We start from the raw sequence: 14,666 nt of genomic DNA, 5'->3' as shown, positions 1-14,666 counted from the left end.
AATGTTGTCGGTTGAACAAAAACAATTATATGAAAATCAAGGCTATTTAGTACTACCTGAACTTTTTAATGCTAATCAAATTAGTGCATTAAAAACAGCCGCAATGAGAATTGTAGATGAGTTCGATCCCGAATCTACCAGATCCATCTTTTCAACGGAAAATGCAGACACTAATCGCGATCAATATTTCTTAACTTCTGATGATAAAGTGAGATGTTTTTTTGAAGAAGATGCGTTTAACGCTGATGGTGAACTTTGCCAAGAAAAGCAGTTAAGTATCAATAAAATTGGCCATGCTTTACATATGTTGGTGCCCGAATTTAAGCAGTTTGCTAGCGCAGATATCATTAAACAGATTGCTATGGATCTGGGTGTTGAATCACCGGAAATACGCCAATCTATGTATATTTTTAAACAACCCAAGATTGGTGGCGTAGTGCGTTGGCATCAAGATGCCACCTATTTCTACACCAGCCCTCTATCCGTAGTGACGTTTTGGTTTGCCATTGAAGATGCCACCTTAGAAAATGGTTGTCTGCAAGTTGCTCCTGATGGTGCTAATTTTCCTTTAAAAGAACAATTTAAGCGTTATCCAGATGACACAACTGGATTAGAGCAATTAGAAGATATTGAATGGCCAGATGAATCTGTGGCAACGCCAGTAGAAGTCAAAGCTGGCTCATTGGTTGTGTTTAATGGTGTGTTACCGCACTTTAGTGCAGCTAATCGCTCAGCTAAATCTCGTCATGCATTTACCTTGCATATCACTTCGGCAAACACTCACTACAGCGAATTTAACTGGCTTAAAGCTGCACCCCTTAGTTTGTAGACCTAGAGAGATTTCAGCATGGACTCAGCGTCGCTTACTTCAAAGCGACCTGGATCTTCAAGGTTAAGCGCTTTTACGATGCCATCTTCAACTAGCATGCTGTATCGTTGAGAGCGAATACCGCCAAAGTTGTCTGTATCCATGTCTAAGCCAATAGCAGAAGTAAATGCCCCTTTGCCATCTGCTAACATAAGAATTTCTTCTGCATTGGATGCTTTACCCCAAGCATCCATTACAAATGCGTCGTTAACTGACAAACAAATAATGCTATCTACGCCTTTAGCTTTGATTTTATCAGCGAGTGCAACATAGCCTGGTAAATGGGCTTGAGAACAGGTCGGTGTGAATGCGCCCGGTACAGCAAAAAGAACCACTTTTTTGCCAGCAAATAGATCATTGGTGTGTGGATTTTGCATTTCGCCGTCTTGGAGAGTCGCGAAAGTAATTTCCGGTAATGCTGCGCCTACTTCTATCATAAATACTGTCCTTTATTTAAATTAAATACACATCAAATCGATGCTTTTTAGATTTGATTGCCATGTCAGGTTTTCGGCCTGAGGCAACATGAATTGGCTCTGCTTGATTAGGTCTTTTTACCACCACTCGTTGACTTGCGCAATCCAGCGCTAGTGACATCAATTTATCACTATCAGTATCTGGCCCCAATAATCGTTGAAAAGCCTGCATTTCTTTTTTCACCATAGCTGATTTTTTCTTATGTGGAAACATAGGATCCAAATAGATAACCTCAGGTTGGATTAATTTTTCGGCTAAAACCTCACTAGCATCTTTATTAATAAGAGATAATCGACTCGCGATATCTATATTGTCATTCGTTGCTCGTATCAATGCATCTTCAAGCAAAGCGCCGACAATAGGACTTCGCTCGGCCATAGTGACATGAGCACCTACACTTGCCATGACAAAACTATCCTTGCCCATGCCCGCTGTGCAATCTAGTACATTTAAGGATGTTTTGCCTTTAATTCCAATGGCTTTAGCTAGAGGCTCATTTCTTCCACCGCCGTGCTGTTTTCGATAAGCCAAGGCTGCAGAGGCAAAATCAACACGAATGTCTCCCCAACTGGGCTCTGAAGATAAACGTAAAGATAAACCTTTTTCGGTGTACACCAGTTGCCATTGTTCTTGATTAAAGGTGCGCTTTTTATTTTCACCTTTGATCTGAAATACGGGGAAACCGGTTTTTTTAGATAGCTTTTCAGCCGATTCAAATGCACTGATGCTACCAATATCTTCGATTAAAATGACAATATTATGCGTTGCTGTAGTCATCTTTATATGCCAACCATCGATCAATTAACGCCAATGCATTTTTTCTATGCTGTTGCCAAACTACCTCAGCAATGTGTTTTACCTCAGAGACTAAAGCTGTATCTCGAACTAAATCTGCAATCTTAAGATCGGCCACACCGGTTTGTTTTGTTCCCAATAGCTCACCAGGTCCCCGAATTTCTAAATCCATTTCTGCAATGTAAAACCCGTCGTTTGATTCTCGCAATACGCCGAGGCGTTTACTCGCGGTTTTTGACAGAGGATTTTGATACATCAATACACAATGACTTTCTACTGAGCCTCTACCAACCCTTCCTCTTAATTGATGCAATTGTGCCAATCCTAGACGCTCAGGATTTTCGATAATCATCAGGCTTGCATTTGGCACATCTACACCTACTTCAATCACAGTGGTCGCCACTAAGAGATCGAGTTCTCCTTGTTTAAATTCGTCCATTATAGCTTGTTTTTCAGCAGGTTTGAGGCGTCCGTGAACTAAACCAACGTTGAGATCAGGTAATGCGGTGCGCAAACTGATTGCAGTATCTTCTGCGGCCTGACATTGCAGTACTTCAGATTCTTCGATCAGGGTACAAACCCAATAGATTTGACGTTTATCTTCCAACGCAGACTTTCTAACTCTTTCGATAATTTCAGAACGTCTGGAATCTGGCAAAACTACGGTTTTTACAGGAGTTCGTCCTGGTGGCAGTTCGTCAATAATAGAGGTATCTAAATCTGCGTAAGCTGTCATTGCCAAGGTTCTGGGAATTGGTGTTGCAGTCATTATCAATTGATGAGGATAACGTCCTTGCACCTCTCCTTTTTGCCTCAGCGCCAAGCGCTGATGAACACCAAACCTGTGTTGTTCGTCCACAATCACTAAGGCTAAATTATGATACTCAACTGCGTCTTGAAATATAGCATGAGTACCTACAAGTACTTGAGTTTCGCCACTTTTTAGCGATTCAAGAACATTAGTTCTTGTTTTCCCTTTAAGCTTTCCAGCTAGCCAACCCACGTTAATACCCAAAGGAGTGAGCCAATCAGTGAAATTTTTTGCATGCTGTTCTGCTAATAATTCAGTGGGCGCCATTAGTGCCACCTGATAACCGGCACTAATGACAGACAAAGTAGCCAAGGCTGCCACCAAAGTTTTCCCTGAACCCACATCCCCTTGCACAAGGCGCATCATGGGTAAGCCCTTGACCAAATCCGCTTCTATTTCTTGCACCACTCTTACTTGTGCTCCCGTAGGTGCAAAAGGTAATGTGCTAAGAAATTTCTGTTTTAATCCAGTATCAGGAGAAATCGAGAAACCTGGATCTTGTTTACTCTGCGCTCTAACTTTCAGCATACTTAAATGATGTGCCAACAACTCTTCGATTATTAAACGTTGTTGAGCCGGATGTTTACCTTCAGTTAGCATTTCTAAATCGACATCTGGCGGTGGTCGATGCACTAAATGCAACGCCTCGGATAACGACATTTGATTGTTATACAAACCCTGAGGTAGTAAGTCTAATAACGCACCTTTGTTCAATTGCGTTAGTGCTTGAGACGATAACTTTCGCAAGGTTAATTGATTAACGCCTTCTGTCGTCGGATATATTGGCGTCAGGGATTCTTCCATGCCTGCCGCACTGCCGTCTGAAACAACTTTATATTCTGGATGCATCATCTCCAGACCCGAAGGACCCGTCCTTACCTCACCAAAAGCCCGCACTGTAGTACCCGTGGTAAATCCTTTTAACTGCGCAGCAGAGAAATGAAAAAAACGCAAATTAATCCCACCCGTGCCGTCAGCTAATTTGACCACCAGCATCCGCTTTCGACCATATTTAATATCAGCAGAAACAACCTCCCCTTGAACGGTTACATTTAAGTATCCATAGAGGTCAGCGATAGGATAAAGTCGAGTACGATCTTCATAACGCAAAGGCAGGTGAAATATCACATCCTGTAGCGTTTTAATGCCTAATTTTGATAATTTTTCTGCTACTTTTGCCCCTACACCTTTTAAGCTAGTAACAGAAGTATCAGCAAGGGATTGCATCAATTCTTTTTCTTATTAATTGTTTTGCTACAGATTAACAAAGAATTCCGTTATCCACACCTTTTCTATACTGCAAAGTTAGTGGGTTTTGTCGAAGGGTAGTTTACTCACCACCTGAACAAAATAGCCTTTGTTGCCCTCTTCGTCGTCATCATCCATCATATCATCATCAAAATCCTGATCTAGCACATGGGTTATAATTGGCGCTCCACTTTCTATCATTTCTTTACACAGTGGACACCCACAATCAGCGAATTCTTGAATATCTTTTACCGACCTTTCCAGTTCAATCAATGCGCCGACATATTCTTCTATGGTTTTAAAGGGAGTATCAGATAAATTTTTGTTTAACCATTTTTTAGTTGAAGCAGTGACTGGCACTTTTATATTAGACATGAGTAATTTCCTTATTATCAAACGTCTCCTAAATGTAAGCTAAATGAGGAAAATATCACCTGTACTTTGTGTTGGTTTTGCGACTATCAGCATTCTAGGATTGAAAACCTTTTATTCGGCTAGTGTTCTTCTTGTGCAGTTGACATTCAACAACTGCTAAGGCTTAAGCAACGTAATATTGATGCCGCCGCATACCCCTAATCACCTAAACCAACGCATAGTAAATATGCCACGCGTTGCGAATCACCCTTAAACAGTTTGTATGTGCGTGCTAATTCAGGTACTTTTGCCAATGTTGCTGACCTTTCAAAACTACTCTGTAATCTTCGTAGTCCAATGAACTATAGAGCTTTTTAGCTGCAACATTATCATCACCGACCTCAAGTGTGATTTTGACGTAATTATTATCACGACAATACTGTTCGATACCTCTCAGTTGCGCCTTGCCAACACCTTTTCTACGAAAGCTATCAGATACCATAAAGTCATGGATATTCATCACTCTTTGCGCACGATAAGTTGAGAAAGATTCAAAACAAACCGCAAACCCGGCAGGCTTGTTGTCTACAAAACTGATAATTCCATGGAAATAAGGCAGCGCAAACAACTGATCAATAACAGAAGGATCTAATTCAACCGATAACCCAGATAGGTACTCTTTGAACAAAGTCTCGAATGTACTTTTATCCTCAATGCTTTCTATTTCGATTCGTCTAATTGTGATTTCCATATTCGTTTCCACCAAAGCACACAACGCCAGATTTGGCAGTCCGTTGCTACGCCTTGTTAGCCGCGCTCATGCCAATATCCCGGCTTTCTGTGGTTGTGCATAATAGCAACCACGATTATTTCTTTATCCTTGATGATTTTGTAAACTATCGAATACGGAAAACGACTTAAGACAAATCGCCGATGAGATTGTCCGACTTTTGCCCAAGAAGATGGCAAGGAGCGAATAGAATTTATCGATTCCTTTAATTCCTGAGAAAACTCATAACCCAACCCAAGCGATTGCTCTTGATACCAGTCGAAAGAATTTTTGATTTCAGTCTTAACTTCCGGGTGAAAAGAAACTGGTAGCATCTCTTATCTAAGATCTCTTTCAATTTCTTCCCATGAGATACTCTTAACTTTACCGGACTCTATTTCAGCGCTACGAGACTCAGCGAGTTTCAGCCATTCAGACTCTACATCGCTATCAATTTTTGCGTCCATTGCGGTCAGCAAGCAATGAGCGGCAAGAGCTTTTTCTTTAGTGCTAAGCTGATCGATTGTTTCCAGCATGACTTTTAAGGCATCGGACATAAGAAGGCTCCTAAATAGTATAATGTGATGTTACCACTAAAAAAGAAAAGAAGAACCCAAGAATATCATTCAGCGGTTAGCGGCGCCAACACAGGAGAAGCACGCAGTACTGAGACAAGCCCACGTAGTGGGCGTTGTGCTTGGCCTTGTTATAAGGCATTTGCTACTTTCCGCATTCTGGATGTGGTAGGAAACATATTTTCTTCAAGGGTTTCTCCCTCGCAGCACCAATGTTCGATGGTGTATTTATGAATATGTTGATCCTTAACTAAGGCGCTCTCTATTTTTTGCCACATCTCTTCGTTGTCTTGGCCTGAATGAATCAGCTCATCAAAGGATGCAATGATTAGTTGCATGACAGACATTTTTTGCGGCTCTGATAATTGTGCGTCTTCATATGTTAAGAGGAACTCTTCTACTCTGTTTTCATCTGAAAACTCTATTTCCCAATCTTGTTCATCGTCAGTGGCTTCAAAGCCAAACATCTTGTTTAGTTCAGCAATTTCATTCTGATTGGGCCACTGTATGTCCATGCATATGCCTTATAACAGCGTTACTATCTACACGTCTAGATATGCCCTAATTGGCAGATGCTAGATGTGGTAATGTGAGTCAATTTCATGCCAATTTAGAAGAATTGTCAATGTAAGGCTTATTCTTTCGCTTCGACAACAGGGTATAAATGATCCATATTGTGAATTCTCGATTTTTATACATCAGCTTGTTCCAAGGAGGTCGTGGCCTGCGCCACGATGACGATTCTTTGTAGCTAACTCAATGACGATTCTTCGTAGCTAACTCAATAACGATTCTTCGTAGCTAACTCAATAACGATAATTCCTTGATTACTTCAGCTACACGAAAACAAAACACGTCGTTATTTTTTTAAATATTTATCCAGTGATTTTTGAAGTTGACCATTAAACTTATCGTACTTCTGACAACCTGCGCCGCCGAATCGCCATAATGTGGCGCCACGGGTAACGGGGTCTAGAAGATCGGTTTCTGTAACTGTCATGCACGAGTCCTCAACCATAATTGTTGTTTCGTTTGGCTCAAATTCTGATAACACTATAATATTTGAGCCAGGTGGCGCGAAGTCTGCACTTTGCGCTTTTAATTGCGCATTTATACTGTGCTCTTTTGATTTATCGATGAGCGGTTTAGGTTGCCGGTATGCTTGTGCAGAGTGCTGTGATAATTCATTAAGCTTTTTTGAATTTAGGTCAGTAATGAACTTTGCTGTGCTGTTTAAGATTGTAGATGTCTGGTTCACATTAGTTGTGGCATTGTTCTGCAACGACGCTTGTTCAGCTTGTGCGTTTTTTTTTGGTTGCTCGTCAACTATTTCAATCGGAACTGTTTCTGGTACAGGCTGGTTTTGGACTGTCGTTGTCTTTTCTATCTCGTTAGCTTCTTCAACCGGCGACACTGTATTTACATGCTCAGGTTTGACTGTTGTAGGCTCTATAATGCTTGATTCGATCACCGGCGGCTTAATATACAAGTAACTTTTTAAGCTTGGCTGTTCATCAATATGCTGTTGCTCTGGTAAAGCGATGCCAAAGATTAAAACGATGATCGCCACATGAATGACTAAAGAGAGAGCAAATGGTTTTATTTTGTTGAGTTGCATCCACTGCCAAGCATAAGAATATCCGTAACTTGCCAGTTAAGAACGCAAAAACTAGATCAAGTTCATACAAAATTTCCTTTTATTCTAGATTGAATATTGGGTGTTTTTATAAGCTATGGCGGATAAATTTGGGGGGGATCGTGACGTTCGTCACTATGGCGGTTCTTCAGCTAAAAAATAATTTACACTTTTTATGGCCACAGTAACCCATTGTTTTTATTAGTATTCAAATTAATTCAAGTTAATTCAAAATGATTTTCTTGCCTGAACATCCGGTTCTTCTATAAGGTTTGTAGACAATTTTTTAAACCGACTAGGTTTATAGAAAAGGGAATTTTATGTTAACCAGAATAACTAGCATCATTGGAGCATTAGCGCTCATACTCTCGCAATCTGCTCAGGCTTCTTACATAGTGGACAATGACTTTTACACCACGGTCAATCATCTTGATTGGTTGGATGTTACCCTGTCTTTGGGGGTTGACAACAGTTGGGTTGACCAAACATTGGCTCAGGAAGCAAACAAGTTAGATGGTGATACAGCGTTAACAGGAATTTTTTTCTCCCATAGAAATGTTGGGAAAGGATGGCGTCGTGCTACGGGCTCTGATTTCGCCCAACTAATGCTCGCATTTGACTTCATTAGCGTCGATGATGAATGTTTGTTGATGCCTGCACCCAATTGTTCAAACAATGATCTGGGAAATGACAACGGAAATGTTAATCAGGCGCTCAGACTTTTAGGTGATACGGGTAGGGCAACTTTTAATCCCATAGGAGATACCGCGCTCATATCAGGTAGAGCATCAGGTATTCTCGCTGACGTCTTTACGTTGGATGACGATGGAGAGCCTATTCGTAACTGGGTCGCTAGTATTGTAGATAACGATCTTTTCAGGTTTGCTTTCGGCTCGGGCTCATCAGGATACACCCACTACAGAGATACAGTTTATACCCATGCTGAAACGCGTCTGTATACCGACCCAACGCACCCCTTCGGCCATTGGCTGATAAGAGATACAACTGATCCAAATGCACCTCCAGCCGTAACTTTTCAGGTAGACGAACCAAACACAATCTGGATTATTTTGCTCGCTTGTGCGTTTCTGTATCCTCTTAAACATCGGTTCGGAAATCGCCCCACTTTTCTAAGCTATGACGGTTCTTCAGCTAAAATAAAATAAAGCCCTGCATTCATGATATGCAGGGCTTTGTTAAGCAATAAAAAAGTTAAAGCGAACTGGCGTTAGAAGAAGCCCAATGGATTCACATCATAGCTTACCAATAAGTTTTTGGTTTGCTGATAATGTTCTAGCGCCATTTTATGGGTTTCTCGTCCTACGCCCGATTTCTTATAACCACCGAATGCCGCGTGCGCTGGGTACATGTGGTAACAATTGGTCCATACTCGACCCGCTTGAATGCCACGTCCCATTCGATAAGCCGTATTCATGTCACGAGACCATACGCCTGCTCCTAGTCCGAACTCGGTATCATTGGCAATGGCAAGGGCTTCAGCTTCGTCTTTAAAGGTACAAACAGAAATAACCGGCCCGAAGATTTCCTCTTGGAATACGCGCATTGAGTTATCGCCTTTAAATAACGTAGGCTTGATGTAGTAACCTTTGGCTAAATCTGCTTCTAAATCTTCTACTTCACCGCCCAACAAGACTTCTGCGCCTTCGTTTTTACCAATTTCAAGATAGCTAAGTATTTTGTCATGCTGTTGTTTTGAGGCTTGTGCACCCACCATGGTAGTGTCATCTAGCGGATTACCACGTTTAATTGCTTTTGCACGCTTAATCACCATGGCGATAAACTCGTCATAAATACTTTCTTGAATAAGTAAACGAGAAGGACAAGTACAAACCTCACCTTGGTTGAAGTAAGCAAGCACTGCACCTTCGACACATTTGCTTAAGTAGTCATCTTCATGATCAAGCACGTCTGCAAAATAGACATTCGGCGATTTTCCGCCTAATTCAACGGTTGAAGGAATGATGTTTTCAGCTGCACATTTTAAAATATGACTGCCAACCGGAGTTGAGCCAGTAAATGCAATCTTTGCAATGCGTTTGCTGGTTGCAAGTGCTTCGCCGGCTTCTTTACCGAAACCATTAACTACATTCAATACTCCCGGTGGAAGTAAATCACCAATTAACTCGAGCAATACTAGGATTGAAGCAGGTGTTTGCTCTGCTGGTTTCAACACCACGCAGTTACCAGCAGCAAGCGCAGGACCGAGCTTCCATGCCGCCATTAACAATGGAAAGTTCCAAGGAATAATTTGCCCTACTACACCTAATGGTTCATGAAAATGGTAGGCAACTGTATGCTCGTCGATTTCGCCCATTGTGCCTTCTTGCGCGCGCAAACAACCTGCAAAATATCTGAAGTGGTCGACACACAATGGGATATCAGCGTTTAATGTTTCGCGTACCGCTTTACCGTTATCCCAAGTTTCTGCTACGGCGAGCATCTCAAGGTTTTGCTCCATTCTATCGGCAATTTTTAATAGAATATTTGAGCGTTCTGCGACTGAGGTTTTACCCCAAGCTTCTCTGGCTTTATGCGCAGCATCTAAGGCTAAATCTATGTCGGCTGCGTCTGAGCGCGGGATTTTACAGAACACTTGACCGTTAACAGGACTCACATTCTCAAAATATTCACCATTGACTGGCTTTACCCATTCGCCCCCAATATAGTTTTCATATTGTGGCTTAAAGTTAATAAGAGCGCCTTCTGAGCCTGGGTTTGCATAAATCATATCTACCTCTGTATATTTTGTAGTTGTACAAGTTGTTATATTTATGCAATATAATTGTTAATTCGATAGTCTACTTGACTACCAGTGCTAATGATTTATCTTAGAGTACGCTTTATTTGGGATAAGTCTTTTAGGATAAGTTGTGAGGAACATCTATGATAAGTGAAAGCTTACTTAAGGTCCGAAAAAATCCGCAAACAATGGTCGAAAACAAAATTAGTTTTGCGACTTCTAGTGCTGAATTAAGTGTGTATGATACTTTTGAAAAAGCTGACCGAGTAAAGCTAAAAGCTGATCAACTGCTATATTGCGGAATGATCGCTGGTAAAAAAATAATGCACCTAGACCAGGACAATTATCATCGTGAATTTTTGCCCCATGAGTCATTTATATTGGCGCCTGGACAACTTGTGGAAATAGACTTTCCCGATGCGCAAAACATTCGGCCAACCACTTGTCTAGCCATAGAAATACCCAAAGAAAAAATAAAGCAAGTCTGTGACTATCTTAATCACTCAGCACCGTTGCCAGAGGAGCTTGGTGAGTGGCATTATAACGATCACATGGTACATACATCTCACAATCAAGAGACTCAGGCCTTGCTAAGTCGTATTGTGAACATATTTACCGAAGACCACCCGGATAAATCATTTTTAAGTGACCTCGCTGTATCAGAACTCACTGCCCGTTTGTTGCGTCATCAAACGCGAGAAATCATGGTTAATTTTAGTCGCGAAAACCCTGAACATAATGGCATTACCCAAGCGGTCTCTTATTTAGAAGCAAATTTTAATAGGCCACTTGATATAGATACTCTGTGTAAAAAGGCCTGCATGAGTCGCACCAAATTTTTCCAAAAATTTAAACAATCATTAGGCTGTAGTCCTTCCCATTTGCAACTGCAATTGCGCATACAGGGTGCTCAGAATCTATTGAAACAAGGCTACTCTGTTACTTATGTTGCTTATGAGATGGGATTTTTAAATGTGAGTCATTTTAGTCGCTGCTTCAAGCAGGTAATGGGGATAGCGCCAAGCCGTTATAATTAGGGCGTGTTTGTCTTTAATCATTAAGTGTTTTGGCTCTAAAGACTACTGAGCAAAAAAACAAAAAGCCGTTAATAAACGGCTTTTTTGTGTCGGTTGGATTGTACAACTACAAACTTAATTGTGCTGCACAAGCAGCATCTGTTGCTGGTACTTCTTCAGTCACCAATAAACCAAAGCTTTGATCTATAGATGGATTATCAGAATACCAATCAGCAAAATCATCATTTAAATTAAATCGATATTGGCCATAATTTTCACCTGGCATTTTTGGTTGAGAAGGTAGTTGAGACGATACCGGAATTTGACCGCCATCGACTTCATTTCGAATTTTCATCGATACACGTAATCCTTCTGCCACTAGTGAAAACATCCGTTGAGTAATCGCTGACCAAGATCCTACAAATCTCTCCCCAACAATATCGTCCGTTGGGTCTTGAGGATTTCGATAGGTAACACACATAATGAGCTCACCAGAATTATCACCAGGTTCACCCGTAAAGTACGAAATTACCTGACCATATTCATTGCCATCATGAATTCCAGAAATACTGAGATTATGGCCCGCAATAGAAAAATCAGGATCTTCAATATTTACTGCTGGCGTAATGTCAGTTTGCTCAAAAATTTGCTCGAAATTTAGATCTGGGTTGCTATCAGATGAATCTTTCACTTGTTTAAAAATCTCTGCTAGATCAAGATTGGGGACAGACGCCAATCCAGATTCTAAGTCAACACTTGCTCTTTGTCTTAAGCGTGCAGATAATCCATTATTTACATTGTTCAATGAACCTATGAAATTCAGTGTATTAGTTGCCTGATTAGATTCTTCAAACGCGATAGGATTTGGAATTATCCCTAACGTTGTGGTTTGAAAGGTTGCAATCTTATCCGCGCTTGAAAAACTGGTAAGATGATTAGTTGGAATTTGCGCCAAGTTCGTAATACTGGAAGACAAATTATTATTAACCACAGTATTTGAAACGCCATTACTCACTACGCTAGAAGCCACCTCAATAATTTTTGTACGGACTCGCTCCAATAAATTTTGAAACTTAACCGCGGGATTAGAATTCTGTCTTGCTGATGAAGTATTTAATTCGCCCGCTATCAGTGCCTCAACGACCGCTTGATAAATATAATCAGACGTACTGATAGGCAAACCATCCACGCCCATATCGAGATTTTCAGTCGCCTTGTCAAGATTGATAGCAATTAAATCCACTACTCGGCCAATGGTTAATTCCGCTCTAAACAATTCATTACTTAAGGCTTCATCATTATTTAATCTTGCCCAATAGTCATGGCTGAGTACTTCTTCAACTGTAGTATTAATCGGTAAACTATAGCCATTACGGGTTAGCACAGTTTCAATTGATTGACCTTCAGGTAAGAAATATGCCACTGAAGTAATCGCAGAAAGCTTAATGATACTAGCATCTAGATTATCTAACCAATCACTTGCATCGCCGGGTGGTCTTTCACCTAAATTCGCCAAAGCTTGTATGTTAGCTTTACTTTGCGCAACGGTTACTTCTGTCGTAAGTACTGATTTAAAGGGTTCGCCAGACATAACCTCTATGCCTTTGGCTGCTTTTATCACTAAATTGCCTGCATCTACACCGGTCGCTAAACAGTATTTTTGCTCATGAGCCAACGTACTTTCACAATAATTCACTCCGGTATTTGGGTTGAAACTCACAAAGCCTTCACCGTCGCTATATGCAAAAGGTTCAGAACCATCAATTGCGCCATTATCTCTAAAATCTATCCAAACGACTGCATTTGCAACATAGCCATTAAGAATGCTAACTGGGATAGCGTTAAGTGTCGCTTCTGGTATTTCGTCAACGCTGGGTAAATCTTGGTTTTCATCTGCACTTCCACAAGCTAATAAGGTACTAACTGCGGCAGAAAGTGTTAAATATTTAAAAACTTTTTTCATGATCTTGCCTCAATTAAAAACGGGATTGAACAGAAAAACTAACGAATAGTGAACGCGGCGCTTTACTGTCATCAATTTCCACTTGCTCATCACTCCATGCCACGTCTAAATCGGCATATTTAAACAAGGTGAGGCCGACAGAAAAATAACTGAGTTCTGATCCCGCTAAATTTTGACTGTATCCAAGACGTAGTTCTGGAATAAGCGCGCTTTCGAAGAAGCTAGTCGCAGAAAAATGCGCCCATTGATAAGGGTCACCAATAGGGTCATTCTTTTCGTTCAGATCCACAGAAGCGCCAAAAACTAACCCGTTGTTTTCGCCCACACTATAACTACCAGATAGAGTTGCTTGTGCAGTTGCTTGATAGGTTTCGTTACCACGGATACGGCCTGCGCCAATGGCATTTTGTGCAACTAGACAATTATCCAGTGAAATACCGCTTAGGTTTTGACAATCAGAAACCAGGCTTCCATAGTCATATTCAGGTTCGTTTACATCAGTTACGGCTAAACCAAAATGATAAAAATCACCAACCAGCTCAAGACCAAGGTCAACGCCTACACCAATACTAGAATTAGCATTTTCTTCATAGTCGTCTTCTATGGCATCGCCAATATCCTCGCCATCTTCTAGCCCGGCTAAAGAGATGATATTTTTCGATAAAGAAAAGCGGTTAATATTAGCTTTAACACCACCGTGTAAGCTAGCTGAGTCAAACTCCCAAAGAGTACCTGCATAACCAATACCGAATGACACTAGGCCTACACTTTTAACATAGACGGCAGCATCTGTATTGATAGCATAGGTATTGTTGAAACTAATAATATCAATTTCATCGTCTAACACTGTTGCTCGTAAGCTCCCGCCAAAGTGCAAATCTGTGTACAAGGTATGGTTTTCATTAATTCGAAAAATAACCGGAAAAATGGGCACTGAGCCGTAGCCATAAGCCTTTAGCATTCCGTCAACTGCAGCATTTTGCAGAAATGGATCAAATCTTTCTTTTGCGTCCAAGGCGTCTTGAGCAGTTAAATCGTCTTGCTCTAATATATCGATAAGCTCGTCTAGTTCGTCCATTAACGAGTCTATTTTACCGACCTCATACCCAAATCCAAATGGACCAAACATATTAAAATCAAAGGTTTCGTCCTGAGGAAACAAATGATTAACGCTGGCGGGGTTTACGCGTATTGAGGAATAGTCATGAATAGAGGCTACTTTACCTCGGGTAGTTGATTGACCACTCTGAGGTGCCACTAGTTGGGCGCTTACGGTTGGTGCAAGTAAGAACATACTTGCAAAAAGTGCTGACGCTGGAAATTTCACTATGCGATAGACCTATGTAGTTAACATTAGTCTCTGTATCGGACATTGTAGTAAAACTATGACAGT

Annotated in this window: 15 protein-coding genes; 3 read left to right on the top strand and 12 right to left on the bottom strand. The window is 41.0% G+C overall.

Annotated features, from left to right (window positions below; genetic code table 11):
- Position 1 precedes the first annotated feature (1 nt).
- Positions 2-829 carry a phytanoyl-CoA dioxygenase family protein gene (locus ACNKW3_RS03370; RefSeq protein ID WP_427397855.1) on the top strand — a complete coding sequence of 276 codons (828 nt, stop codon included), beginning with the start codon at positions 2-4 and terminating at the stop codon, positions 827-829.
- Between the two features lie 2 nt (positions 830-831).
- On the opposite strand, the gene ACNKW3_RS03365 is transcribed toward ACNKW3_RS03370, so the two are convergent.
- The 9 genes from ACNKW3_RS03365 to ACNKW3_RS03325 all read right to left on the bottom strand — a co-directional run bounded on the left by ACNKW3_RS03365 (position 832) and on the right by ACNKW3_RS03325 (position 7,515).
- A complete protein-coding gene (locus tag ACNKW3_RS03365) occupies positions 832-1,305 on the bottom strand; it encodes a peroxiredoxin (RefSeq protein WP_427397854.1) in 474 nt (157 codons plus the stop codon).
- Between the two features lie 16 nt (positions 1,306-1,321).
- Complete coding sequence (locus tag ACNKW3_RS03360; protein ID WP_427397853.1) at positions 1,322-2,122, bottom strand: class I SAM-dependent methyltransferase; 801 nt, start codon at positions 2,120-2,122, stop codon at positions 1,322-1,324.
- Positions 2,103-4,178 (bottom strand): ATP-dependent DNA helicase RecG, encoded by a 2,076-nt coding sequence (gene recG / locus ACNKW3_RS03355; RefSeq protein ID WP_427397852.1) that lies wholly within the window; start codon positions 4,176-4,178, stop codon positions 2,103-2,105. Before recG ends, ACNKW3_RS03360 begins: the two co-directional genes overlap by 20 nt.
- A gap of 78 nt (positions 4,179-4,256) precedes the next feature.
- Positions 4,257-4,574 carry a hypothetical protein gene (locus tag ACNKW3_RS03350; protein WP_427397851.1) on the bottom strand — a complete coding sequence of 106 codons (318 nt, stop codon included), beginning with the start codon at positions 4,572-4,574 and terminating at the stop codon, positions 4,257-4,259.
- Positions 4,575-4,845: 271 nt separating this feature from the next.
- Positions 4,846-5,304 (bottom strand): N-acetyltransferase family protein, encoded by a 459-nt coding sequence (locus tag ACNKW3_RS03345; RefSeq protein WP_427397850.1) that lies wholly within the window; start codon positions 5,302-5,304, stop codon positions 4,846-4,848.
- A gap of 56 nt (positions 5,305-5,360) precedes the next feature.
- The gene (locus ACNKW3_RS03340) at positions 5,361-5,657 is read right to left on the bottom strand and encodes a type II toxin-antitoxin system RelE/ParE family toxin (protein WP_427397849.1); all 297 of its coding nucleotides are present in this window, start codon (positions 5,655-5,657) and stop codon (positions 5,361-5,363) included.
- A gap of 3 nt (positions 5,658-5,660) precedes the next feature.
- Positions 5,661-5,879 (bottom strand): addiction module protein, encoded by a 219-nt coding sequence (locus ACNKW3_RS03335; protein WP_427397848.1) that lies wholly within the window; start codon positions 5,877-5,879, stop codon positions 5,661-5,663.
- Positions 5,880-6,028: 149 nt separating this feature from the next.
- On the bottom strand, positions 6,029-6,412 hold the full coding sequence (locus ACNKW3_RS03330) for a hypothetical protein (protein WP_427397847.1): 384 nt from the start codon (positions 6,410-6,412) through the stop codon (positions 6,029-6,031).
- Positions 6,413-6,756: 344 nt separating this feature from the next.
- A complete protein-coding gene (locus tag ACNKW3_RS03325) occupies positions 6,757-7,515 on the bottom strand; it encodes a cell envelope integrity protein TolA (protein ID WP_427397846.1) in 759 nt (252 codons plus the stop codon).
- A gap of 338 nt (positions 7,516-7,853) precedes the next feature.
- Between ACNKW3_RS03325 and ACNKW3_RS03320 the strand changes: the two genes are divergently transcribed.
- Complete coding sequence (locus ACNKW3_RS03320) at positions 7,854-8,699, top strand: hypothetical protein (protein ID WP_427397845.1); 846 nt, start codon at positions 7,854-7,856, stop codon at positions 8,697-8,699.
- 62 nt (positions 8,700-8,761) lie between these two features.
- Here the strand turns inward: ACNKW3_RS03320 and exaC are convergent, their stop codons facing one another.
- A complete protein-coding gene (gene exaC / locus ACNKW3_RS03315; RefSeq protein ID WP_427397844.1) occupies positions 8,762-10,282 on the bottom strand; it encodes an acetaldehyde dehydrogenase ExaC in 1,521 nt (506 codons plus the stop codon).
- Between the two features lie 155 nt (positions 10,283-10,437).
- Here exaC and ACNKW3_RS03310 point away from each other — a divergent pair, with 155 nt between their 5' ends.
- A complete protein-coding gene (locus ACNKW3_RS03310) occupies positions 10,438-11,331 on the top strand; it encodes a helix-turn-helix domain-containing protein (protein WP_427397843.1) in 894 nt (297 codons plus the stop codon).
- Between the two features lie 106 nt (positions 11,332-11,437).
- Here the strand turns inward: ACNKW3_RS03310 and ACNKW3_RS03305 are convergent, their stop codons facing one another.
- Entirely contained in the window at positions 11,438-13,273 is a 1,836-nt protein-coding gene (locus ACNKW3_RS03305) for a hypothetical protein (protein ID WP_427397842.1), read from the bottom strand.
- A 13-nt stretch (positions 13,274-13,286) separates the two neighbouring features.
- Complete coding sequence (traF, locus tag ACNKW3_RS03300; protein WP_427397841.1) at positions 13,287-14,600, bottom strand: conjugal transfer protein TraF; 1,314 nt, start codon at positions 14,598-14,600, stop codon at positions 13,287-13,289.
- Positions 14,601-14,666 lie beyond the last annotated feature (66 nt).

This window comes from Glaciecola sp. 1036 (genome assembly GCF_050306235.1).
Taxonomy (GTDB): Bacteria; Pseudomonadota; Gammaproteobacteria; order Enterobacterales; family Alteromonadaceae; genus Glaciecola.
The sequence above is the reverse complement of the archived record's forward strand: the minus strand, read 5'-3'. Positions and strand labels throughout refer to the sequence as shown.